The organism is Kaistella flava (ex Peng et al. 2021) (genome assembly GCF_015191005.1).
Classification (GTDB): Bacteria; Bacteroidota; Bacteroidia; order Flavobacteriales; family Weeksellaceae; genus Kaistella; species Kaistella flava.
On record NZ_CP040442.1, the window covers coordinates 2,431,749 to 2,454,896 of the forward strand.

20 protein-coding genes are annotated in these 23,148 nt (G+C 33.5%); 9 read left to right on the forward strand and 11 right to left on the reverse strand.

Translation table 11 applies throughout. The annotated features are described in order from the left end of the window. Positions 1-4: 4 nt before the first annotated feature. From Q73A0000_RS10795 to Q73A0000_RS10805, 3 genes are all read left to right on the forward strand, one after another. Positions 5-2,590 carry a putative LPS assembly protein LptD gene (locus tag Q73A0000_RS10795; RefSeq protein ID WP_193810969.1) on the forward strand — a complete coding sequence of 862 codons (2,586 nt, stop codon included), beginning with the start codon at positions 5-7 and terminating at the stop codon, positions 2,588-2,590. A 129-nt stretch (positions 2,591-2,719) separates the two neighbouring features. After that, complete coding sequence (locus Q73A0000_RS10800; protein ID WP_193810970.1) at positions 2,720-3,100, forward strand: RidA family protein; 381 nt, start codon at positions 2,720-2,722, stop codon at positions 3,098-3,100. Beyond that, positions 3,101-3,544, forward strand: a complete 444-nt coding sequence (locus Q73A0000_RS10805) for a hypothetical protein (RefSeq protein ID WP_193810971.1) — start codon at positions 3,101-3,103, stop codon at positions 3,542-3,544. A gap of 296 nt (positions 3,545-3,840) precedes the next feature. Here Q73A0000_RS10805 and Q73A0000_RS10810 read toward each other — a convergent pair whose 3' ends face one another. After that, a complete protein-coding gene (locus tag Q73A0000_RS10810; RefSeq protein ID WP_193810972.1) occupies positions 3,841-5,349 on the reverse strand; it encodes a trypsin-like peptidase domain-containing protein in 1,509 nt (502 codons plus the stop codon). Positions 5,350-5,667: 318 nt separating this feature from the next. Between Q73A0000_RS10810 and Q73A0000_RS10815 the strand changes: the two genes are divergently transcribed. After that, the gene (locus Q73A0000_RS10815) at positions 5,668-6,582 is read left to right on the forward strand and encodes a dimethylarginine dimethylaminohydrolase family protein (RefSeq protein ID WP_193810973.1); all 915 of its coding nucleotides are present in this window, start codon (positions 5,668-5,670) and stop codon (positions 6,580-6,582) included. Between the two features lie 385 nt (positions 6,583-6,967). On the opposite strand, the gene Q73A0000_RS10820 is transcribed toward Q73A0000_RS10815, so the two are convergent. Beyond that, positions 6,968-7,630 (reverse strand): copper homeostasis protein CutC, encoded by a 663-nt coding sequence (locus tag Q73A0000_RS10820; protein WP_193810974.1) that lies wholly within the window; start codon positions 7,628-7,630, stop codon positions 6,968-6,970. Between the two features lie 73 nt (positions 7,631-7,703). On the opposite strand from Q73A0000_RS10820, the gene ctlX reads away from it, so the two are divergent. Together ctlX and Q73A0000_RS10830 are read left to right on the forward strand one after the other, a co-directional pair. Continuing rightward, a complete protein-coding gene (gene ctlX / locus Q73A0000_RS10825; RefSeq protein ID WP_193810975.1) occupies positions 7,704-8,627 on the forward strand; it encodes a citrulline utilization hydrolase CtlX in 924 nt (307 codons plus the stop codon). 198 nt (positions 8,628-8,825) lie between these two features. Continuing rightward, positions 8,826-9,044, forward strand: a complete 219-nt coding sequence (locus tag Q73A0000_RS10830; RefSeq protein ID WP_193810976.1) for a DUF2683 family protein — start codon at positions 8,826-8,828, stop codon at positions 9,042-9,044. A 143-nt stretch (positions 9,045-9,187) separates the two neighbouring features. On the opposite strand, the gene Q73A0000_RS10835 is transcribed toward Q73A0000_RS10830, so the two are convergent. Next, positions 9,188-10,390, reverse strand: a complete 1,203-nt coding sequence (locus Q73A0000_RS10835) for an IS256 family transposase (RefSeq protein ID WP_193810977.1) — start codon at positions 10,388-10,390, stop codon at positions 9,188-9,190. 115 nt (positions 10,391-10,505) lie between these two features. On the opposite strand from Q73A0000_RS10835, the gene Q73A0000_RS10840 reads away from it, so the two are divergent. After that, positions 10,506-10,682, forward strand: coding sequence for a Txe/YoeB family addiction module toxin (locus tag Q73A0000_RS10840; protein ID WP_193813703.1), 177 nt, complete (start codon positions 10,506-10,508; stop codon positions 10,680-10,682). 106 nt (positions 10,683-10,788) lie between these two features. Here the strand turns inward: Q73A0000_RS10840 and Q73A0000_RS10845 are convergent, their stop codons facing one another. The 5 genes from Q73A0000_RS10845 to nadD form a co-directional block, all read right to left on the reverse strand. Beyond that, positions 10,789-13,005 carry an outer membrane beta-barrel family protein gene (locus tag Q73A0000_RS10845; RefSeq protein WP_193810978.1) on the reverse strand — a complete coding sequence of 739 codons (2,217 nt, stop codon included), beginning with the start codon at positions 13,003-13,005 and terminating at the stop codon, positions 10,789-10,791. 338 nt (positions 13,006-13,343) lie between these two features. Then, positions 13,344-13,688, reverse strand: a complete 345-nt coding sequence (locus Q73A0000_RS10850; protein ID WP_193810979.1) for a DUF3817 domain-containing protein — start codon at positions 13,686-13,688, stop codon at positions 13,344-13,346. Further along, positions 13,688-14,107, reverse strand: a complete 420-nt coding sequence (locus Q73A0000_RS10855; RefSeq protein ID WP_193810980.1) for a hypothetical protein — start codon at positions 14,105-14,107, stop codon at positions 13,688-13,690. The genes Q73A0000_RS10850 and Q73A0000_RS10855 overlap by 1 nt, the downstream gene beginning before the upstream one ends. Positions 14,108-14,112: 5 nt before the next feature. Beyond that, positions 14,113-14,946, reverse strand: a complete 834-nt coding sequence (locus Q73A0000_RS10860; RefSeq protein ID WP_193810981.1) for an energy transducer TonB — start codon at positions 14,944-14,946, stop codon at positions 14,113-14,115. A 21-nt stretch (positions 14,947-14,967) separates the two neighbouring features. Then, complete coding sequence (gene nadD, locus Q73A0000_RS10865) at positions 14,968-15,552, reverse strand: nicotinate (nicotinamide) nucleotide adenylyltransferase (RefSeq protein ID WP_193810982.1); 585 nt, start codon at positions 15,550-15,552, stop codon at positions 14,968-14,970. A 344-nt stretch (positions 15,553-15,896) separates the two neighbouring features. On the opposite strand from nadD, the gene Q73A0000_RS10870 reads away from it, so the two are divergent. Further along, on the forward strand, positions 15,897-17,528 hold the full coding sequence (locus Q73A0000_RS10870; RefSeq protein WP_317174244.1) for a hypothetical protein: 1,632 nt from the start codon (positions 15,897-15,899) through the stop codon (positions 17,526-17,528). Positions 17,529-17,621: 93 nt separating this feature from the next. Here the strand turns inward: Q73A0000_RS10870 and Q73A0000_RS10875 are convergent, their stop codons facing one another. The 3 genes from Q73A0000_RS10875 to Q73A0000_RS10885 are packed head-to-tail and all read right to left on the reverse strand — an operon-like array spanning position 17,622 to position 20,151. Beyond that, positions 17,622-18,614 (reverse strand): MlaD family protein, encoded by a 993-nt coding sequence (locus tag Q73A0000_RS10875; RefSeq protein WP_244140730.1) that lies wholly within the window; start codon positions 18,612-18,614, stop codon positions 17,622-17,624. Between the two features lies 1 nt (position 18,615). Beyond that, the gene (locus tag Q73A0000_RS10880; RefSeq protein ID WP_193810983.1) at positions 18,616-19,368 is read right to left on the reverse strand and encodes an ABC transporter ATP-binding protein; all 753 of its coding nucleotides are present in this window, start codon (positions 19,366-19,368) and stop codon (positions 18,616-18,618) included. Further along, positions 19,369-20,151, reverse strand: coding sequence for an MlaE family ABC transporter permease (locus tag Q73A0000_RS10885; protein ID WP_193810984.1), 783 nt, complete (start codon positions 20,149-20,151; stop codon positions 19,369-19,371). Positions 20,152-20,513: 362 nt separating this feature from the next. Between Q73A0000_RS10885 and Q73A0000_RS10890 the strand changes: the two genes are divergently transcribed. Continuing rightward, positions 20,514-22,931, forward strand: coding sequence for a PIG-L family deacetylase (locus Q73A0000_RS10890; RefSeq protein WP_208458775.1), 2,418 nt, complete (start codon positions 20,514-20,516; stop codon positions 22,929-22,931). Positions 22,932-23,148: the final 217 nt, after the last annotated feature.

A 23,148-nucleotide genomic window follows, 5' to 3' on the forward strand; every position in this document is an offset into this window, starting at 1 on the left:
CGCTTTGGTCAAAACTGGCTTCAAAAATATACTACAAATTTTAATTATCCTAATTTTTAACAATTTTTTAGCACATCTGCATGCTCAAAATTTGACTGGAAATAAGATAGTTAATGATACTGTATCTAAATCTGACACGGTTATCCTGAAGAAAGAACAGCTGGAAGCGGTGGTGAAAACTAAAGCCGAACGCATCAGAAACGACATCCCAAAAAAGATGACTTACCTGAACAAAAATGCACAGGTGAAATATCAGGACATGACCATCGATGCCGATTATATTTCGATCGATTGGGACAAGTCTTTAGTCTTTGCAAGAGGAGAACTCGATTCTTTGGGGAAAATCATAAAACCCGCAGTTGCCATCCAAGGTGGTAAAACTTACGAATACGATGAGTTTACCTACAACATCAAAACCCGCCAAGCCATTGCTTTTAATGCCCGAACTGAAGAAAGTGAAGGCGTAATCGTTGCTGAAAAAACCAAGAAATACAACGATTCGGTCTTCTTTATGAAAAGAGGAAAATATACGACCGATGAATATTTCATTAAGAAAAAAGATACGATTGCCGATTACTATTTACTCGCACCGAACATTAAATTAATTAAAGGAAAAAACAAATCACAGGTAATTACGGGTCCGATTCAAATGTATATTGAACAGGTTCCGACGCCTTTGATCATGCCTTTTGCTATTTTGCCTTTTTCCGATAAAAGAAGTGCTGGGATTTTAATTCCGAGTTTTGGGGAAAGAGAAGATGTTGGTTTCTTTCTGAATGGATTAGGATATTACCAACCAATCGGCGAACATTTTGATTTAAAGATTTTGACAGATTTCTATACCAAAGGAAGCTGGAATTTAAAACCAGAAGTCAATTATAAGAAGAATTATAAATACACTGGGAATTTCTCGGCAGATATTGGGACAACCGTTCGGGGAATTAAAGGACTTGATGACTATTCAAAAACAGGAACTTATCGAATTGCGTGGAGACATCAGCAAGATTCGAAAGCCAATCCTTTCCTTACTTTCGCAGCTTCAGTGGATGTGGTGAGCAATAAATTCTACAATAACACAGTAAATAATAATTACGCTTTTAATCAAAACAACCTCAACGCTCAACAGAATTCAACGGTGAGTATTGTTAAAAGATTCTTGACTTTACCCGTAACGATTACTGGAACTTCTTCTTACTCTCAGAATTTCTCAACTGGATTGTCAGATTTAAAACTTCCACTCATGAATGTGGCGATTAATCAGTTTTATTTATTCAAACCAAAAACAGGAATCAGACAAGGTTTATTAGAAAACATTACGGTAAACACAGGATTGAATTTAAACAATTATGTTCAAACAGATGAAGGAGAATTATTTACAAAAGCGATGTGGGACAAAATGCAAACGGGACTTAAAAACAATATTGCTTTAGGCACGAATACCACGATTGCTAAATATTTCACGTTCTCGGTTTCTGCGAATGTTGATAATGCTTTAACAACGAAAACACTGACTCGTAGTTACAGTCCGCTTTCTAATAAAGTTGAAGATGTTTTAAATAATAAAATTGCTGGATACTCTTCTTTCTCGACCAGTACGAGTTTGCAAACTGTTTTATATGGAATGTTGAATTTCAAGAAAGGTTCTTCAATTCAGGCAATTCGCCATATGATGACACCGCAAATTGGTTTCAGTTATTCTCCAGATTTCTCAGCAACAAGTTTTGGATATTATAAAAACTATTATAATGACCGTGGCGAAATGACGCCCTACTCTATTTTTGATCGTGGAATTATCGGCTCACCTAATTCAGGTTTGGTACAGGCTTTAAGTTTCTCAATCAACAATAATTTAGAAATGAAAATAAAATCTAAAAAAGATTCTACCGGAACTAAAAAGTTGAAAATTTTTGAAAGTTTAAATTTCAACACCAATTATAATTTCGCAGCACCGAAGTACAAATGGTCAATATTTAGCTTCAGCGGACAAACTACTTTATTTGAAAAATTGAATCTGAATACGAACTTAACTTTAGAGCCGTATCAAATTATTTTTGCACCAGGAAGTGAAACCGGAATCAGAACAGAAAACTTCGGGCATTTCAGCGTACAAGGCTTCAATGCGCAACTTTCTTATCCATTGAGCGATATGATCTTTGGTGAAAAAGAAGAACTTGCGAAGAAATATACCGCCAAAGGTGAAATCCGTAATGAAGATTATTATTTTGATGAAGATAATTACGCGAGATTCAAACAACCCTGGACTTTAAATGTAAATGCACAATATGGTTATACCCGAACTTTAACCCGATTTGGAAATAATGTGGCGTCTTTGGGACTTGATGGAAGCATCAAATTAACTCCATTTTGGAATATCACCGGAAACTTATATTACGATATTGTCACCAAAGAAATTGCAACTACTCAGTTAGGATTCTCCAGAGACCAAAGAAGTTTCACCATTAACTTTAACTGGATTCCTTATGGGCAGTACAAAGTGTATGATTTCTTTATTGGAATAAAAGCCAATATCTTGCGTGATGCAGTGAAATATAAGGACCGAAGTTTCACTCAACCAAATGCTCCATTTTAAATTTTAAAGAATTAAACTTAAGTTTTATATTTGCCAAAAATCAATCTTATGAAATCGCCATTATCAAATACCGTAAACAAATAGAGATAGGCGATTCCATATGACTTTAAAAAAAACAACTACCTACCTATGAAAAAAATCATTTCTACTTCGAAAGCTCCAGCTGCAATTGGACCTTATGCACAAGCAAATTTTGCAAACGGAATCCTTTATATTTCTGGGCAAATCCCTTTCAATTCTGAAACTGGTAAATTAGAAGAAGACATTGAAAAAGCAACTCATCAGGTGATGAAGAATTTAGAAGCGATTCTTACAGAAGCAGGATTAACTTTCAGCAATGTAGTTAAAGCAACTATTTTCTTGAAGAATATGGATGATTTTGCAGTGATGAACGAGATCTATGCATCTTATCTTACTGAAGGAAGTTACCCCGCAAGAGAAACTGTACAAGTATCTTGTTTGCCGAGAAATGTTGACATCGAAATATCTATGATCGCACATCAATTTTAAATGAACTTTTTAAGAAATACATTTGCAGTTCTCATAGGTTTGGCTGTGGCAGCAACCCTTATTTCAATTGGGATAAGAATCAATTCGTCGTGGATTACCTACGATGAATATGCGCCATTTTCACGTTGGGAAACGCTTTTGAAATCGATGGAGTACAAGCCTTACTTTTTTGTAGCACTTCTAATTTCTTCGGGAATTGGTGCAACTGTTGGGGGAGTTGTAACTGCAATACTCGTGAAATATGCCAAAGTTGCGTACGCAATTTTAATCGGCTTCATCTTGCTGTTCATCGCGATGCTGGACATTATTATTTTCCCGTATCATCCTACTTTTTACAAAATCTTAATCTTTCTAACTTTCTTTCCTTGTGCCTGGATGGGCGGAAAGATTACAGAAGTGATCTATGAAAGAAAGAAGCGACAACAACGAAAGCTTAATAAATAAAGAAACGCAACAAATTACTTGTTGCGTTTCTTGTTTTAAGATCGAATCTTCAATATTATTTTGTGTTAGAACTGTTCCTAAAGCAATGACACAAAGGTTAAAAAAAGCACCATTCATAAAAATTACGATCATAAAGCTTTTTTCAATTAGCAAAAAAGAGATATTTTTAAAGTCACCGTTTTCGATCTTTTGAATAATTTTGAGAATAAAACTTTTGTGACTTTTATGGTTTAAAAAAACCCATAAAAAAAACGCAACAAATTAATGTTGCGTTTCTTTGTTAATCTTTAAGATGATTAAGGCATTTTAAATCCTCTGGTAGTAATTCTACCGTATTCATCAACATATTTTATTTGTACGTTACCGTTATAAGATTGTAAAATCTTTTCAATGTCTTTCTGTGAGTTTACTGGTTTCCCATTCACTTCGATTACGATGTAATTATCTACAACACCGATTTTCGACATCTCGCTTCCGTCTTGAACATTTCTTGCAACAACTCCACTTGTTAAACCATAATCAGTTTTGAATTTCTCGCTCAATGGCTCAAACTCTGATCCGATTTTTTCAGTTACAGAAAGATCCGCTTTACTTCTCAAAGAAGTTTTACCTTGTTGGTCTTTCAACGTTACGTTAATGGTATTTAGTTTTCCATTTCTTAAATAAGTTACGGCAACTTTATCACCAGGTCTTTTGCTACCAACTGCGAATGAAAGGTCGTAATAACTTGAAACTGCAGTGTTATCAACTTTAGTAATAATATCACCAGTTCTTAAACCAGCATCTTCTGCTCCACCTTTATCGGCAACTTCAATTAAATAAACGCCGTCACCAGTTTTCAGATTGGTTTTTTTCTGTTGATTGTAAGCAGCAACACTTCTCTCATCTGAAAGATCCAATGGCACTACGCCCAAAAACCCTCTTTGGACCAATCCAAACTGCTTGATATCTTCAACAACTTTTCTTGCTAAATTAGAAGGAACGGCAAAACCATAACCTTCATAATAACCAGTTTTAGAAGATATCGCAGAGTTAATTCCGATCAACTCACCATTTGGATTTACCAAAGCTCCACCAGAGTTTCCTGGATTAATTGCCGCATCAGTTTGTATAAAACTTTCGATTGGTGATTTTGATTGCTGACTAAGTAAATCGATACTTCTTCCTTTTGCAGAAATAATTCCGGCCGTTACAGTAGAATTTAATCCCATCGGATTTCCTACTGCCAGCACCCATTGTCCAACTTCTGTATTATCTGAGTTTGCAAAATTAAGATAAGGCAATCCTTTTTCTTCAATTTTTAAAAGAGCGATATCTGTTGTTGGATCTGTTCCAACCAAATTCGCAACATAAGATTTCTTGTTAGAAAGAACAACTTCTAATTTTGTCGCTCCCGCAATTACGTGGTTATTTGAAATGATATAACCATCTGGAGAAATGATAACGCCCGAACCCATTCCGGTCGGCATATCCTTTGGCGGTTGCTGTTGTCTAGGACTGTTACCAAATGGATTACCGAAAAATTGATCAAATATATCCTGATCGCTTCCTCTCGTTTTTTTGTTAGAAAAGTTTTTGATACTGACTACTGCAGGAACTGTCATTTTGGCAGCCTTCACAAAGTCATCGCCTGTTCCCGCCATATTGAAAGAGGCATATTTCGCATCGCTATTTTTAGGAGCAAAATAATTAAAATCTGAATCATGGTTTTTTACATTAAAGTAAGTGAACGCGCCAACAGTTGTGGCACCAGACATTACTCCTACAACTGCATATGGAATCAGTTTTTTTAAGGTATTTCTCATCGTCATAAATTATTTAAAACTTTATATTTGATTATCTACTAAACAAATTTAGTGCTAAATCAGTATTCATAAAAAGCCGTTCGTTTCAACTTTAACTAAACATTAACAAGAATTATTATATTTTAAACATTTTTTAATAAAATAAGCTATTTCAGAGCTCTTTTTAACATTTTCTTTGTCACGTTTTCATGACATTAAAATCTTAGATAAATGATGACAGACAAAAAAATCTTTATTATATTTGAAATCGAATCCTATAATCAAGGAACACGAAGTAAAATTCATTACTTTCTTTAAATTTCAAATTAGCAATATCGTATGAAACTCAATATAAAAAATGAGACAGGAACACTTAAATCTGTTGTTTTAGGTCAACCCAATTCTTTAGGAGCAGTTCCCACTTTAGAGGAAAGTTACGATGCAAAATCTTATGATACCATTCAAAAAGGAATTTATCCGACTGAGAAAGATATCATCAATGAGATGACGGAGTTTGAAAAAATATTAAAAAAATACGATGTTCAGGTATTTCGTCCAGAAATAATCGAAGATTACAATCAGGTTTTCGCCAGAGACGTAGCATTTGTTATTGAGGACAAAATGATTATTTCTAATGTTATTGCAGATCGTGCAGATGAACAGGAAGCGTATCGCAAAATTTTTGAAAAAGTGAAATGGCGAGATATTATTAATCTGCCAGATACCGCTCACATCGAAGGTGGCGACGTAATCGTGTGGAATGACTTCATCTTTATCGGAACTTGTTTTTCTGAAGATTATCGTAATTTCAAAACCGCAAGAACCAACGAATATGCCATTAATATTCTTAAAGAATACTTTCCTAAAAAGAGAATTCTCGATTTTGAATTAAAGAAAAACGACCGCGAGCCTTATAAAGGAATTTTACATTTAGACTGTACTTTTAATCCCGTTGGAACGGACAAATGTATTATTTATAAAGATGGATTTGTTGATGAAACTGATTATCGCTTAATCCTGGATATTTTCGGTGAAGAAAATTGTTTCCATGTAACTGATGAAGAAATGTTTGAAATGAATCCCAATATTTTCTCGATTTCACCAGAGATTGTAGTTTCCGATAAAGCATTTACCCGAATGAATAATCACTTGAGAAATGAATGGGGAATGACCGTTGAAGAAATTCCTTACCGTGAGATTTCAAAAATGGGAGGTTTGTTGAGATGTTCAACAATGCCTTTGGTCAGAGATTAATTTTTGAATTAGAATCTTTTATATTAGAATTCTTTTACCGCAAAAGAGGCAAAAGAGTAATGCGAAAACAGATCACCAAAAGATTGCAAAATGTATGTAAAATAATAATTTCACTTACATTTTGCAATCTTTTGACTTAATTAATAGAAGAATGCTTTTGTATCTTTTGCGGTTTATTTTTCCAAATTAGTCACATAATTTTTTAGTTCGATGCCACGAAAACATTATTTTCAATGCAGTTCAATTTCCGAAAGGAATCTTAATGAACTTAATTTCTTCATTAAATCTTAATGGTGAAATTTAATAATTTTATGAACTTTCAGAAGCACAATTTTCACTTTGAAAATAATTTAACTTGTGACTTTTATGGTTTAAAAAATGGATTCTAAGAACTCAACTGTTTCAATTTTTTAATTTCACCTGAAGTTACGAAAGTATCATATTTTAAAATTGCGGAGGAATGAAAACTTGTTCCGCCAGTAAATTTCTTGAGTTCAGAAATATTTTCAGAACGTACGCCGCCACCAATTAAGATTTCAATTTTATCAGAATATTTTTGAACTAAAGATTTCAACGCTTCTTTTCCTTCCATGGCAGATTTTTTCCCGCCGGAAGTTAAAACGGTTTTAAAACCCAATTTAATTAAAGTCTGAATCGATTTTTCTAAATCTTCAGTGCGGTCAAAAGCCCGGTGAAAAGTACACGGTGTATCGCCAGCCAATTCGATCAATTGTTTATTTCTGGCTTCATCAATTTTATTGTGAGAAGTTAGAATTCCAAATACAAAACCATCTGCTCCACCTTCTTTAAAAGTAATAATGCTGTTTTTCATTTGGAGAAATTCATCATCCGAATAAAAGAAAGGTCCACCTTTTGGGCGGATCATTACGTAAACGGGAGTTTTATAATTTCTTTTCAGATGCATAAATTCGTAAAAGTCGGGTGTTATGCCCCCGAGTTCAAAATTATCACAGAATTCAATTCGATCTGCCATCGATTCACAGGCAGTTTCTGCGGAAGTAACTTCAAAACAAGCAATTTCTAACATGGGTTTTTTATTATCTATAAATTTAAGTATTTTTGTGAGATAAAGGATTACTCCTCATTAAAACTTATTATTCATGCAAACAGCCAATACCGTTCTTATGGTAGAACCGATCGCTTTCGGTTACAATTCTCAAACTGCACAAAACAACTATTTTCAGGTCGAACAAAAAGAAGCCGATATTCAGGAAAAGGCACTTTTGGAATTCAACAATTTTGTAGGAAAACTTCGAGATAAAGGAATTCAGGTGATTACCGTTAAAGATACTTTAGAACCACATTCGCCAGATTCTATTTTTCCCAATAACTGGGTGAGTTTTCATGAAGATGGAAGAGTTGCTTTATACCCGATGTTCGCACCGAACCGAAGAGTTGAAAGACGTTCAGATATTTTAGATACGCTTCGTAATGAAGGTTTTAAAATCAATGAAGTCGACGATTTATCCACTTCTGAAAATGAAGATAAATTCTTGGAAGGAACGGGAAGTATGATTTTTGATCACGATTATAAAATTGCTTACGGTTCTGTTTCGCTACGTTTAGATGAAGGATTATTCCGTGATTTTTGCGATCAATTTGGTTATACGCCAGTTGTTTTTCATTCGTTTCAAAATGTAGGAAATCAAAGATTACCAATTTATCATACCAATGTAATGATGTGTGTTGCGCAACAATTTGTAGTGATTTGCCTGGATTGTATTGATGATGAACTGGAAAGAGAAAAAGTTCAGGAAGTCATTAAATCAACTGAAAAAGAAGTCATTGAAATTTCTGAAGAACAAATGCATCAGTTCGCTGGGAATATGCTTCAAGTTCAAAATGAAGAAGGAACTCAGTTTTTGGTGATGAGCCAAACGGCGTATCAATCTTTGACACCAGAACAAATTCAAAAAATAGAATCTTACTGTGAAATCATTTATGCCGATTTAAATACCATTGAAGTAAATGGTGGTGGAAGTGCGAGATGTATGTTGGCAGAGGTTTTCTTGCCGAAGAATTAAAAGAACATTTGCCACAAACACATAAGCCATCGAATTCAATTTCGGTGGCTTTTTTGATTAATTACTCTTCACTTTCTCAATAGACATTAAAATCTTTATTTAAGGCAAACACAGATAAATAGTTGACAATAAATGATCTACCAGATTATGCTTTTCTTATTTTCTAAAATTTGTATATTTGTTATTATATTTAATAAAATGAAAACACAAGATATTTATATTTTAGAGCCAAATACTTCTGAAGAAGCAAATGCTTTAAAAGCGTTTGCAAAAGCTCTAAAAATTAAATTTGAAGTAAAGGAGAAACCATATAATCCTGAATTTGTTGCGAAAATATTGGAAAGCCAAAAACAAGCTAAAGAAGGAAAGGTAACTCGAGTGAAAAAAGAAAACTTGAAAGAGTTTTTAGGCCTATAGCATGTCCTACTATTTAGATTTCACCGACAAGGCAAAAGGAGATATTGCCTTACACAAAAAGTCAGGAAACAAAGTTGTGCTGAAGAAAATATTCTCGACACTATCCCGCAAAGTGTGTAAGTTAAAAAGTTGAGGCTTGGATTTTATAATCTGAGCCTTTCTTCAAATATAAGCATAAATTGATTTAGAACGATTCCCCAATTTCTTATTGGCATTGTCCATTTTTTTGTAGCTTCTCTTAATGCCAGAAAAACAGATTTTAAAACGGCATCATCAGTAGGAAAAGACATTTTATTTTTGGTGTATTTTCGGATTTTTCCATTCAGATTTTCAATCAAATTGGTGGTGTAAATGATTTTTCTGATTTCTACCGGAAAGTCAAAAAACACGGTCAACTCATCCCAATTGTCTCGCCAGGATTTGATGGCGTAAGAATATTTCGATTCCCATTTTTCGGCAAAATCATTCAGAGCCGCTTCTGCAGCTTGCTTTGTAGGAGCGTTGTAAATATGCTTCATATCGGCAGTAAAAGTTTTTCTGTCCTTCCAAACTACATATTTGCAGGCATTTCTTATCTGATGAACTACGCAGATTTGAGTTTGAGATTGTGGGAAAACACTGCGGATTGTTTGGGTAAAACCATTCAAGTTATCAGTTGCGGTAATCAAAATATCTTCTACACCACGGGCTTTCATATCGGTTAGAACACTCATCCAAAAACTTGAACTTTCGTTTTTTCCAAGCCACATTCCCAGAACCTCCTTTTTGCCGTCCCGGCGTAATCCAACCGCAAGATAGATGGTTTTGTTAATGACCTTGCTGTTTTCACGGACTTTAAAAACGATTCCATCCATCCAAACGATGAGATATAAATCTTCCAACGGTCGGTTTTGCCAGGCGACAATTTCGCTGGAAACCGCATTGGTAATTCTAGAAATTGTAGAAGTTGAAACATCAAAATCATACATTTCCTTGATTTGATCTTCGATATCAGAAACACTCATTCCTTTGGCATAAAAAGAGATGATAATGTTTTCTAAACCATCAATAATATTGTGTCTTTTCGGGACTAAAGCAGGTTGAAAGCTACTTTCTCGATCGCGTGGGACTTTGATTTCGTCTTCACCAAAAGAGGTTTTTATCTTCTTGGTTTGATGACCATTGCGATAGTTCCCATCTTTGGTTTTCTGATGTTTTTCCGTGTCCAGATGATCATCTAGTTCGGCTTCGAGCATGTGTTCTATCGCTCGTTTGTGCATAGTTTTGAAGAAAGATGTTAGATCTTCTCCTGTCTTGAAGGATTTGTAGAAATCCTTGTTGTTTAATAATTCTTCTTTGTCGATCATAACTGTATAATGTTTAAAAATAGTAAAAAGTTATTTCCGAAAAAGTTTTGAGCTTTGAGCGCTCAAAATTTTTTCAGAATAACTTTTCAACTTACACAGTTAATGGGACGCTACCATATTCTCATTTTTAGAAGAACTCACCCTACATCCTTACACAGGCACAGGAAAACCAGAAGCTTTAAAACATAATCTCTCTGGTCTTTGGTCAAGAAGAATAAATAAAGAACACAGACTTATTTACGAAGTAAAAAATGAAGTTATTCTTATTCTTTCTGCTTATGGCCATTATTAAAAACAACTGAAAACCTTGACAAGATTAAGCAAAATATCAAAAATCCATAACATCATCGTTGTGGATTTTTTTTGAAAAAATAAAATATAATTGAATAATATGAATGCTATTTGGTTCTTGATTTAATCTCTTTATCGGCGCTGTCAATCGTTCTCACTTTTTTTACTTTCTGATTTCCAAAGTTGTAGACAATCGTCAATTCAACTCCTCTTTTATATTGGTTTTGGTTCACGTAATTGTAATTTCCATTTTTCTGATAATCTTCAATAATTACTTTATTCGTATTTAAAACATCATCAAGTCCAAGTGAGAACGTCCATTGATTCCAGAGTTTTTTAACGTTTAAATCTAAACTCATTAAACTGTGAAGTTGTCCCAATTCGATTTGTTGTTTGTCAACGTAGAAATAATTGATCCCTAAAAACCAGGTTTTACTTTTATCCAATTGGATATTATTATTCGTCTGAATTAATAAACTATTCGATTTAATATTGTTTTCATACAACGGGAATATATCTCCGGTTAAAGGATCTTGGCTTAAACTGCCGTTATTGATATTTCTTTGTACTCCAATATTGAAATTAGAAGATAAATAACCTTTGAAGAAAGTTTTTTGCATTCCGACCATTGCACTCATTTCTTGGTTGTCTCCGAAATTAGTTCTGATATATCTTAATTGGTTTTTACCATTAATCACTCCTTGCAAAGGAACTTGTGTGATTTCATCTTTTGTCAAAGTATGACTAAGAATCAAAAAGTACGAACTTTTGTACATGTAAGTTAACTCGTGAGAATAAACGGAAGACGCTTTTACGAAGGGATTATTTTGAGTATAATTAAATTCTGTCAAAACATTTCTCACCGGATTCAATTCCCAAAAACTTGGTCTTCTCATTCTGCTGGAGAATGCATAAGAAAGATTATTGTGATCATTAAGCGCATAATTCATACTTAAATACGGCAGAAGTTTATTGTAATCTCTTTTAATGTTCCGAAGGTTTTCATCCTGTGCATTATCCGAATTTCCTTCACTTTGAGTCAACTCATATCGCGCCCCTATCTTACCCGAGAACTTTGGAGAAAACACTTTTTCTACGGTTACATAAGCACCAAAGATATTTTCATCGTACAGAAAATGATTAGGTTCGCTTTTCAATAAATCTTCTTCAAAATAGTAAGTGTCGTATTTCGTATCATTATCAGTTTTTGTTTTATTAAAATTCCCGCCGACAGAAACGGTTAAATCTTTTTTAAACTTCTGAACATAATCGGCAGTTGCTGAAAAATTATTGATGCGTTGCGGTTGTTCCTGATAAATTTTGATGACATTTCCATTATCGTTTCCATATTGGTCAGAAGCAATCGTGAAGTTATTGGCACTTTGCGCTCTTTTATATAATAATCCGGCTACATTTAAATTTAATTTACTTCCCAAAGAATCGGTTTTCAATTCATAATTTAAGTTCATTGAATTGTTATAAGAGCGCGCATCTTCTTTGCTTTTAGTCCAGGTATAATCTGTTTCTTGTTTAACTAAATCTGTCGTTGTATTAAAAAGATTCGCTGTAGAATTGTAACTTCTGTTCGCCCAAGAATTGTAGGTTAAAGCCAAACTGTTTTTATCATTCAACTGATAATCAATATTCAGATAACCTCCTAAATTTTTATTCGGATCTGAAATTCTTCCTTCTGATCGATTGGTTGACTCGCTGTTTCCATTTTTTAAAATATAATATTGCTCCTGAATATTTTCGCTGGTGTTGATGTTGGTATTAATTCCTAACTTATCTTTTCGGTAATTCAAACTTAAACCGGCGCCTGTAGCATTATAATAATTCTGTTTGTTATTCATTCTCAAACTTCCATTCAAACCGTTACTGCTTTTCTTTTTAAGAATAATATTAATAATTCCGTCGGAAGATTCTACTTTATATTCACTTCCCGGCATCGTGATTACTTCGATTCTTTGAATATTTTCGGCCGGCGTATTTTTTAAAAACTGAACCAAAGATTCAGCATCCATCTGTGTTACCCGTCCGTCAATGAAAATAACCGCATTCGATTTTCCCGCAATTCTTAAAGTTTTATCGTCGGTGGATGAAATCAAAGGTGTTTCTTTCAACAATCCAAAAGCAGTATTTCCTTTTGCAACAGGAGAAGTAGCAACATCATAAATAAATCGATCTGATTTTTTTTGAAAGACTTTTTTCGTCATCACAACTTCTTGGATGTCTTTAACTTTCGTAGAGTCCTTTTTTTCTCCTTTTTGCGCAAATGCAATAAATCCGGTAAGAAGCGAAAGAGAGATGATTAGTTTTTTCATGGCTTGAAGTTTTAAAAAAAAGAAGGAAGTTGGGTTATTAGTTTTTGAATTGGTTATCAGTTCGGGATATTAGTTTTACTTCCTTCTTTTATTTTGGTTCTTAGTTTTTTTAGTAATATTGCTATGCAAAGATATGTTCTTTTATTAGTATTATGCAATACAAAGTAGTAAAATAAATTAATTCATATATTTAACACATTGATAATCAATCTTAAAAATAACAAACCAAATTTTTAATTCTACTAATAGACAATCCAAAACCATGAAACATTACATCTTAAGACAAAAAAAAGAGTAGAAAATTCTACTCTTGATCTATTGTAAGTTTAAAAATGAAACTATTCTTCCCGATTAAACTGCGCTAACTTTTTATCAACCCAAATGGTGGCGAATGGAAAAAATGCAGACAGCAAAGCAAACACGGTATCTTCATCATCCCAAGTATAAATTTTTCTGGCCGGAATTAAAAGCAATAAATATCCTGTGAAAAACAATCCGTGAATATTCCCGATGATGATAATAAAAACAGTTGGTAATAAACCTTCCGAATCATAACGCTTCCAAACCATTGCAATACAGTATAACAGAAAACAAGAAATCGCCTCTGCTACACAAATTTGCTTAAACCATTTGATGATTTGTTCCTGGCTATATTTTGCAAAAAAATTATCTATAAAATTCATTATTGTCCGTTTTCATTAACCTTCGTATCCGTAAATTCATAAGTGTCGCCAACATAGGCAGAATCGACCACTTTGTATTTAACCGTATTTTTCGTTGGAAAAGAATAGGTGTAAACATCTGTATTTCCTGACACGAAATGTAATTCGTGATACTCCCCTTTTTCAACCCACCATTGCCCTGTTTCTACTTGAGAATTAATCTCACAATCGCGAGAAGTCACATACATCATCGAAAAAGTTCCGTCTGCAAAACGAGTCAGAACCCAATATTTAGTCATTCCTTGAACTTGTTGATCAGTTTCGCTGCCTTTCCAGGTACCAACTAATTTTTGATCAATCTTATTTTTGGTGCTATTTTTACTTTGTGAAAAGGCTAAAAAACTAAGGCACATTAAAAAAGACAAAAAAACTTTTTTCATTAAAATTATTTATAAAAAATTAAAACGTTCATTTTACTAATTACAGGAATCCCCTTATAGGTAGCGGGTTTCCATTTTGATTTATTAATAAATTCCTTCACAGAATTAATCAAATACGAACTGTAAATATAATTCTTTTTTTCCTTAAGCGAAAGTTCAACCCGAATCTGGGAAGCTTTGCCATTTTTATCTAAAATAAAATTTACTTCCACATCAGAATACCCATTATTCAAATCTCTGTTAACAAATTTCGTCGGATATTTAAAATTTTTAAAATAATCCGATTCTATTTTTTTAAACATTTCATAGTATTTTTTAGCGGCAAAATACCTGGATTCCGTGTCACATTCCTCGAACTCAAAAATCCGGTCTGGATTATTTTTAATAAATTTCTTTACCGCTGAACTTTGCAAATTTTCGATAAAGTCCTTGCCGAAATGTTTTTCAACAATTCTATTCATTTCTAACTGAAAACAATTGTCGGGAATCCCAAAATAGTTTCCCACCATATATCCGCCATATCCAATTTTATTTTCGCGTAAAACCTGAATAAACTCTTTCTCCGCGACGAACAAATAATTATCAAGTAAAGGATTTGCAAGCGCCAGCGAATATGACAAATTATATTTCGCTTCTTCAACTGCTCTTAAAGAATCTATTTTGCATTTATCTGTAGCGTATTTTTTCATCTCCAAAACCTGACTTTTCAGATCCTCTAAATTTTGAGTAGTATCGCTAACAATCGCACTATCTGAAATTGTTTGCGACGAAAAATCTTTTTGAGCTGATACGATTGATGAAATATTAAAAAGTAAAATAAAAAATAAAATTTTCTTCATAGAATATATTTATGCACCGAATTATTTATAAAAATTACTTCCATCCAAATACTCGAAAACTTCCGGTGGCAACATCGGTCGTACGTTCTTTCCGTCCTTGATCATATTTCGGATTTCGGTGGCAGAAAGTTCGATGATGGGTGCTTTTATTAAAGAGATATTGTCGTGTTGTAAATATTCATGCGCTTGTTTCGATTCATCAAAAACTCTTGGATAGACGATGATATGATGATTTTTAATTAAAGTTTCTGAGTTTTTCCATTTAGAAAGTCCGTTTAAATTATCTTCGCCCATAATTAAAGAGAAAGAATAATCCGGATGTTTTTCGTGAAGATAAGTCAAAGTATCAATCGTATAACTCGGAATCGGCAAAGAAAACTCTACATTTGAAGCACGCAGTTTTGGATAATTCTTTACCGCCAATTGAACCATGTCTAAACGGTTATGATCTTTCAGTAAAGATTTTTTATCTTTAAACGGATTTTGCGGACTGACCACAAACCACAGTTCATCCATATCCGTATTTTCGATAATATAATTTGCCAAAATCAAATGACCAATGTGAATGGGATTGAAACTCCCGAAGAATAAACCAATTTTTTTCATAAATAAGAAAACGTTCACCTAAAATGAATCGTAATTTTAACCAAAATAAAATATTACAATTTGCAATAATCAAACACTTATTTTTACAACCACAAATCGAAGATTCGCTGATTCCTTAAAAAGGATAAACACTAGAAGCAAAGTCACAAAATAATTCTTCATAAAAAAACAATTATTAAAGAGTTCACAGAATAGAAAATCTACAGATTTTCAAAGGTTATGTGTTCTTTTCGGAGGTAAAATTTTAAACTTTACATCAATTTGTCCTTTGTGACTTTATGGTTAAAAATTTAATTTGATAAAGATAAAAAAATATTGCTGAACGTATAATAAACGCCGACAAATTGAGTTCAAACAGAGAAACAATTTCATTGAAAATCCTACTTTATACTTTACTGCTTTTTTCCTGTGTTTTTTTCAAAGCGCAAGTCAAAGAATATTGGCTCATCGACGTGCAAACTAATAAAAAAACCTTGGCAAAAGATTCTACTTCTGCTGTCAAATTTCTGGATTCTTTAACTCAAAATTATTTCTATTTCACTGAAGTCAAAAAGGTCAATAAAGAAGGTAATTCTACACAAATCTTTTTTGATAAAGGAAAAAACTATAACGAAGCGCAAGTTAAACTGGATGATAATATCGTTCAAAATCTTAAATATAAACCAGAATTTTTTACCAAAAATTTAGATTCTTTAAAAAAGGAAATCAGCGAAAAATATCGAAATCAAGGTTTTGTTTTTAATCGGATAAAATCTCAATTTAAAGGTATGAAATCCGATATTCCACAAATTGAAATTTCGGTTATAAAAAGTGATCAAAGAAAAATTGACGGAATTGTATTTAAAGGTTACGAGCAACTTCCGAAACGTTTTGTAAAGAATTTAGAAAAGGAATATGTCGGTAAAAATTATCAGGAAAACACTTTAGCAAAATTGAATCAATCTTTGCAAAATCATCCATTTCTACTTTTGGATAAACCACCGCAAACTTTATTTACCAAAGATTCTACCAACATTTATCTCTTTACCCAAAAGAAAAAATCAAATTCCTTTGATGGAGTAATCGGTTTTGGAAATGATAAAACTGAGAAGTTTACTTTTAATGGAAGTCTCAATTTGAACTTTAGAAATATGTTTAATGGTTTTGAAACGGTGAATGTTTTCTGGCAAAGAAATCCAGACAAAGGACAAACTTTTGATTTGCAAACTGATATTCCTTATTTATTTAAATCGAATATCGGTGGGAATTTTAAAGTCAATATTTTCCGGCAGGATTCTACTTATGCGAATGTGAAATTAACGCCGGCTTTTTATCTTCATTTAAGAAATAACCAAAAAATCGGATTGCGTGGAACTTTTGAAACATCAACAATTCTTGATTCACTTTATGTTCAAGGGAGAGATTACGATAAAAAAGGAATGGGGCTTTGGTATGATTATTCTGAGCCATCAGAGGTTGAACTTTTTCAATACAAAACCCGAATCCGCGCAGAAGCTGATTATATCACTACCAATTATACGGCAGAAAATATTTCAGCCAGCCAAACTAATTTTTTCTTGTCGGGTGAAAGAAACTTTCATATTAAAGGAAATAATTATTTAAACTTAAGAGGAGAAACCGCACTGCTGAATTCTAAAAACAACTTTGCAGTCAATGAATTACTGCGTTTCGGTGGTTGGAATTCTTTTCGGGGTTTTAATGAAAATTCGCTCTATGCAGATCTCTATTATTTCGGAACTGCGGAATATCGATACTTGGTCGGCAATCAGGCTTTCTTTGATATCTTCGGACAGTACGGAGAATTGCACAATAAGAATTTAGGACTGAAACCGAAATTGTATAGTTTTGGTTTAGGTTTTAATTTTATTTTACCAATTGGCTTGATGAGTTTTCAAATCTCTAATGGAAGTGAATTTGGAAACACGATCAAATTTGGAGACACGAAAATTCATTGGGGAATTTTGAGTAGATTTTAAGGAATACATTCTGAAATTTCTCGCGAGGATTTTGCAGATTAAGTAGATTTCTTGTTTGAAATAATGTCAATGCTTGGTAAAAATTTAATAACTCTAATTAATTTTTTTTAGGCTATCCTTTCTTTTTTGTTTTTCCTGTTTTTTAAAATAACCACGGAAAAGGAAATTGTGTTTTAATGCTTCCATATTTTCGTTCAGTTTCTTGGAAGCTTGTTTTATATTAATCATTGTTGAATCGATATCATTTGTCAAATCCTGATTCTGAGTAACGTAATTTAAAGTTCCTTTTCCGCCTTTTAATTGGTCAAAATAATCATCCATTTTTTTGGTGACATCACTGATATCATTACTGGATTTTTCAAGATTGGAAAAAACTGTTTTAATTTGAGTAGCAGAAGATTTATCACTTAATAGTACCGCAGCTGCACTTTGGTCATAATTTACTTTAGAAATAATGCCGTTGACTTTGGAAATTGCAGCAGAAATACCTGATGTCGTTTTTTCAATTTCTAAAACTGACTGACGAATATTCTTCGCCATCAAAGTATCACTAAGCAAAGCTCCCATTGTTCCTTTGCCATCAAGAATTTTATTGGTAATTTTCAACAAATCTGCGGATAGTAATGCGATATTTTCATTTGTCTTACTAAGAGTATTTAGCATATCATCAGTAGCAATTTTGCTGTGTATCTTAATGGTATCTCCGGAGACAACGGTCTTTGCAGCCCCATCTTTCCCAGGAACGATGTTCACTACCATACTGCCAACCAATCCGTCAGAAGCAACCGACGCAATTGCATCTTTCCTAATGAAGCGACCTGTTTTTTCATCAATCGACATTTGAACGGTAATTTTGCCTTCTTCAATCATTTCTATACCGCTTACCGTTCCGACGTTAACACCAGAATAACGAACATAATTCCCTAATTGCAAACCATTTACATTATTAAAAACAGCATACAATTTAATAGTTTTGTTAAACATCTGTTGCTGTTGACCAATGAAATATAGTCCCGCAATAAGAAGTACAGTTCCTATAATAACAAAAATTCCAACTTTTATTTTTTCAGAAGATTTTCCCATCATATTAGTTTTTAAAAAATGCCTGAACCTGCTCGTCACTGGAATTTGAAAGTTCTTCAAAAGTTCCTTCAGCATAATTAATCCCATCTACCAGCAAAATCATTCGGTTGGAGATTACCCTCGCGCAATCTACATCATGAGTAATGATGAGCGAAGAAGTGCGGTATTTAATCTGAATCGTTCGCATCAACTGGATAATTTCCTTTGCAGTAATTGGATCCAAACCAGTTGTTGGCTCATCATACATAATAATCTTCGGTTTCAAAATTAATGCTCTTGCCAAGGCCACTCTCCGCTGCATACCACCCGAAAGTTCCGATGGCATCAAATCAATTGCATTAGCCAAACCCACATTTCCCAAGGCTTCTCTAACCAAAACTTCGGTTCCTTGAAAGTTTTCAATTTTATCTTTATGTCTTCGCAAGGGAAATTCTAAATTTTCACGAACGGTCATCGAATCATACAGCGCACTTCCCTGAAAAAGAAAACCAATTTCAGTCCGAAGGATATCCAATTCTTTATGACCCATCGTTGTAATATCTTGATCATTAATGGTTATACTGCCGCTATCGGGCTGGATTAAACCAACCAAACATTTGATCATTACCGATTTACCTGCACCCGACTTACCCATGACAACCAAATTTTCCCCTTCAAAAAGTTTAAGGTTGAAACCGTTCAATACATGATTATCACCAAAACTTTTATAAAGGTTTTTTAATTCTAAAACGGTTTTTATGTTTGTTGCAGAATCCATTTAGACATCAAAAAATATATCGGTTATAAATACAGCAATAAAATCAATTACAAATAAGAGCATCGAAGTGTAAACGACCGCAGAATTCGAAGCTTCTCCCACGCCTACCGTTCCATTCGCGCAATTATAGCCTTTATAACAACCCACCAAACCAATGGCAAAACCAAAGAAATAGGTTTTAACTGTCGCCGGAATAATATCACTAAAACTAAGCGCACCAAAAACTTTATTGAAATAGAGAACATAAGAAACGTCGCCTTTCATATTTTCAATAATGGCAGAACCTAAAAGAGAAACCGCATCACCCATAATAACTAACAACGGCAGCATCAAAGTGGTGGCAACAATACGAGTAACGACAAGATATTTAAAAGGGTTGGTACCAGAAACTTCCATGGCGTCAATTTGTTCTGTAACCCGCATCGAACCTAACTCAGCGCCAATTCCGGACCCAATTCTACCGGCACAAATCAATGCAATTATGACTGGACCTATCTCACGGACAATAGAAATACTAACCATATCCGGCATCCACGACTGAGCACCAAATTGCATTAAAGTCGGCCGTGACTGAAGGGTGAAAACAAGTCCTAAGATAAAACCGGTGACTCCAACCAGCAGCAGGGAACGATTTCCCATATTATAGCATTGCCGAATTAGTTCTTTAAACTCAAATGGTGGTTTAAAAACTTCCCGGAAAAAGCGTCCTGCAAATAAAGTCATATCCCCAATTTCAGAAAAAAATGACTTTGCGTTAGCCGATATGGAGTTTGGATTGAACATACAAAAAATGTATATATCAAATATAGCAATTATTCAGCCTAACTATAATGCCTTTATGAAAATTTAATAGTAATAAATTTATTAAAAAAGTACAGAAAGGTCATTTTTAATATTAATCAAATAAGGAATACTAATTAAAATATGATTTCATCCAATCTATAATCTTTTAATTCCTCGATTTATTTAAGGTAACAACAAAAGGCGCCCACTATTTCAAAATTCAACATCTATTTCTTATATCCCAATAAATTTCCAGAAAACCACACAAAAGTTAAAATCTTGAGTTTAAAGGTTTCCTTATTTATACCGTAAATTTTAGAATAACTTTTTATCTTTAGCCAATGATTAAATTTTTTGTTGGGATGAGTTTTTTTATATCCCTTTTATTTTCAGCACAGTCGGTACCAATGAGTTCAGCAGAAATTTACGATGATTTGCTTCGGTTGCAAAATAATACCACAGTCATGTATTTGGCTGCACATCCCGATGACGAAAACACCAGAATTATTTCCTGGTTGACGCACGAAAAACATGTTGATGCAGTTTATCTTTCATTAACTCGTGGCGATGGCGGACAAAATTTAATCGGTACCGAAAAAGGAGAATTATTAGGATTACTCCGAACCCAAGAACTTTTAGAAGCCCGAAAAGTGGATAAAGGAAGACAATGGTTTACGCGAGCTTTAGATTTTGGTTATTCGAAAACGGCTACCGAAACTTTGAAGTTTTGGGATAAGCAGAAAATTTTAGCAGACGTTGTTTGGGCAATCCGTAAAAATAAACCAGAAATTATCATTACCCGTTTTGATCCAAATTCGAATGGCGAAACTCATGGTCATCATACTGCTTCAGCACTTTTAGCCATGGAAGCATTTGATTTGGCGGGAGATCCAACTGCTTTTCCGGAACAATTGAAATATGTAAAAGTGTGGCAACCTAAAAGAATGTTTTATAATACCAGTTGGTGGTTTTTCGGCAGTAAAGAAAACTTTGAAAAATCAGACAAGACTGGTTTATTCTCCATCAATGTCGGATCTTATTATTCTACACTCGGAACTTCTAATAACGAAATCTCTTCTAAAAGCAGAAGCAAGCACGCTTGTCAAGGTTTTGGGATGGCTTTAGAAAGAGGCTCAGATAAAGAATATTTAAAATTTTTAAAAGGTGACAAACCAAAAACCAATGATATTTTCGAAGGTATTAAACTATCAACAGAAAGCGGAACTCTTAAAACTGAAATGGACAAATTGATTTCTGATTATCAATTTAATAATCCACAAAATTCTTTAAATAATCTCCTTCAAGTTTATGAACTTTTGAAAAAAAATAACGCAGATGATTTAAAATTGCAACAGGCAAAAGATTTAATTTTAAAAACGCAGGGAATCTATTTTGAATGGACGACAGCAAATGGTTTCGGAACATTAAATCAAGAAATTACAACCCAACTGGAAATAGCCAATAGAAGCAATAAAAACATCAATGTCACGATTTCTGGAAAAGATAACAAAGAAATTTTAGCCAACGAATCTTATAAAGCAACAGAGAAATTAAAACTGGATGATCCGAAAATATCCAATCCTTATTGGCTTCAGGAAACACCGAAAAATAATTTATATGTGGTGAATAATCCACAAGACATCGGACAACCTGAAATTTTGAATCCTGTAAAAAAAGCAATTACGATCAACTTTGGTTCTACAAAAATTGATTTCAATATTCCTTTAAAACAAAAAACAGTAAATCCATCTATTGGTGAACGTTACGAACCATTTTACACCGTTCCTTCTTTTGTGGCGAATTTTGATCAGGAAAATTTCATGTTTAGCAATCAACCAAAACAAATAGCCGTTGAAGTCGAAAGTTTCGTAGCCAATTCATCTGCGAAAGTTTCATTAAAAGCAAGTAAAGACTGGAAAGTTTCATCACCACAAACAATTGATTTTAAAGAAATTGGTGAAAAGAAAAAAGTATTATTTACCATAGAACCAATTTCGAAAAACGCCAATTCTTTTATAGAAGCCATCGTAGAATCAAATGGAAAAATATATAACCAATCTTTAAGCGTAGTAGATTATCCGCATATCGACCGACAAATTTGGATTAAAAATGCGCAGGCAAAAATTCAAAATTTAGATTTAAAAATTCCGAATGTTAAGATAGCTTATCTAAAAGGTTCTGGCGATGAGATCCCGTCTTCATTAAGAGCAATTGGTTTACACGTTGATGAGTTGGATTTAAAAAACTGGAATCCGTCGCTACTAAAAAAATATGATGTTTTAATTTTAGGAATAAGAATTTATAATACGCAGCCAGAAATGGCTTTGATCAATAAAGACCTTTGGAACTTTATAGAAAACGGCGGTTTGGTGATTAATCAATACAATGTTAACCGCGGTTTACTAACCAATGAAATTGCACCTTTCAAATTAAAACTCGGAGCAAATAGAATTTCTGAAGAAGATGCAAAACTGAAATTCCTGGTTCCTAATAGTCCTGTATTTAATGTTCCAAATAAAATTACAGAAAAAGATATGGACAATTGGGTTCAGGAAAGAGGATTATATTTCGCGGACGATTGGGATCAAAATTTAATTCCACTTTTAGAAGGAAATGATACGGGCGAATCTCCGCAAAAAGGAATTTTATTAGCAGGAAAATATGGAAAAGGAACTTATGTTTATACGGGTTTATCGTTCTTCCGAGAATTACCGGCGGGAGTTCCGGGAGCGTATAAATTATTTATGAATATCTTGGCGTTGGGAAACACGAAAAAGTAAGCGCACAGATTTTTACTGAAAATTCGCACACGGGTTTCATAGATTTACACAGATTTTTTTAGGTCTGCCCTCGCTACAATTGATAAGCTTTTTTTTAAAAATTTAAAAAAAATCATCCGTGAAAATCCGTGAAATCTGTGCGCCAAAAATTTAAAATAAATGTGCTAAAATATGAATCAGGAAAAAGATACAAATTGGAAACCACTTTATATTGCCC

Coding starts and splice junctions, on each gene's coding strand:
- Q73A0000_RS10890 (WP_208458775.1), top strand. CDS start 20,514: ATGAGTTTTTTTATATCCCTTTTATTTTCAGCACAGTCGGTACCAATG.
- Q73A0000_RS10855 (WP_193810980.1), bottom strand. CDS start 14,107: ATGAAAAAAGTTTTTTTGTCTTTTTTAATGTGCCTTAGTTTTTTAGCC.
- Q73A0000_RS10830 (WP_193810976.1), top strand. CDS start 8,826: ATGAAAACACAAGATATTTATATTTTAGAGCCAAATACTTCTGAAGAA.
- Q73A0000_RS10860 (WP_193810981.1), bottom strand. CDS start 14,946: ATGAAGAAAATTTTATTTTTTATTTTACTTTTTAATATTTCATCAATC.
- nadD (WP_193810982.1), bottom strand. CDS start 15,552: ATGAAAAAAATTGGTTTATTCTTCGGGAGTTTCAATCCCATTCACATT.
- Q73A0000_RS10820 (WP_193810974.1), bottom strand. CDS start 7,630: ATGTTAGAAATTGCTTGTTTTGAAGTTACTTCCGCAGAAACTGCCTGT.
- Q73A0000_RS10850 (WP_193810979.1), bottom strand. CDS start 13,688: ATGAATTTTATAGATAATTTTTTTGCAAAATATAGCCAGGAACAAATC.
- ctlX (WP_193810975.1), top strand. CDS start 7,704: ATGCAAACAGCCAATACCGTTCTTATGGTAGAACCGATCGCTTTCGGT.
- Q73A0000_RS10880 (WP_193810983.1), bottom strand. CDS start 19,368: ATGGATTCTGCAACAAACATAAAAACCGTTTTAGAATTAAAAAACCTT.
- Q73A0000_RS10885 (WP_193810984.1), bottom strand. CDS start 20,151: ATGTTCAATCCAAACTCCATATCGGCTAACGCAAAGTCATTTTTTTCT.
- Q73A0000_RS10800 (WP_193810970.1), top strand. CDS start 2,720: ATGAAAAAAATCATTTCTACTTCGAAAGCTCCAGCTGCAATTGGACCT.
- Q73A0000_RS10875 (WP_244140730.1), bottom strand. CDS start 18,614: ATGATGGGAAAATCTTCTGAAAAAATAAAAGTTGGAATTTTTGTTATT.
- Q73A0000_RS10815 (WP_193810973.1), top strand. CDS start 5,668: ATGAAACTCAATATAAAAAATGAGACAGGAACACTTAAATCTGTTGTT.
- Q73A0000_RS10805 (WP_193810971.1), top strand. CDS start 3,101: ATGAACTTTTTAAGAAATACATTTGCAGTTCTCATAGGTTTGGCTGTG.
- Q73A0000_RS10845 (WP_193810978.1), bottom strand. CDS start 13,005: ATGAAAAAACTAATCATCTCTCTTTCGCTTCTTACCGGATTTATTGCA.
- Q73A0000_RS10810 (WP_193810972.1), bottom strand. CDS start 5,349: ATGAGAAATACCTTAAAAAAACTGATTCCATATGCAGTTGTAGGAGTA.
- Q73A0000_RS10835 (WP_193810977.1), bottom strand. CDS start 10,390: ATGATCGACAAAGAAGAATTATTAAACAACAAGGATTTCTACAAATCC.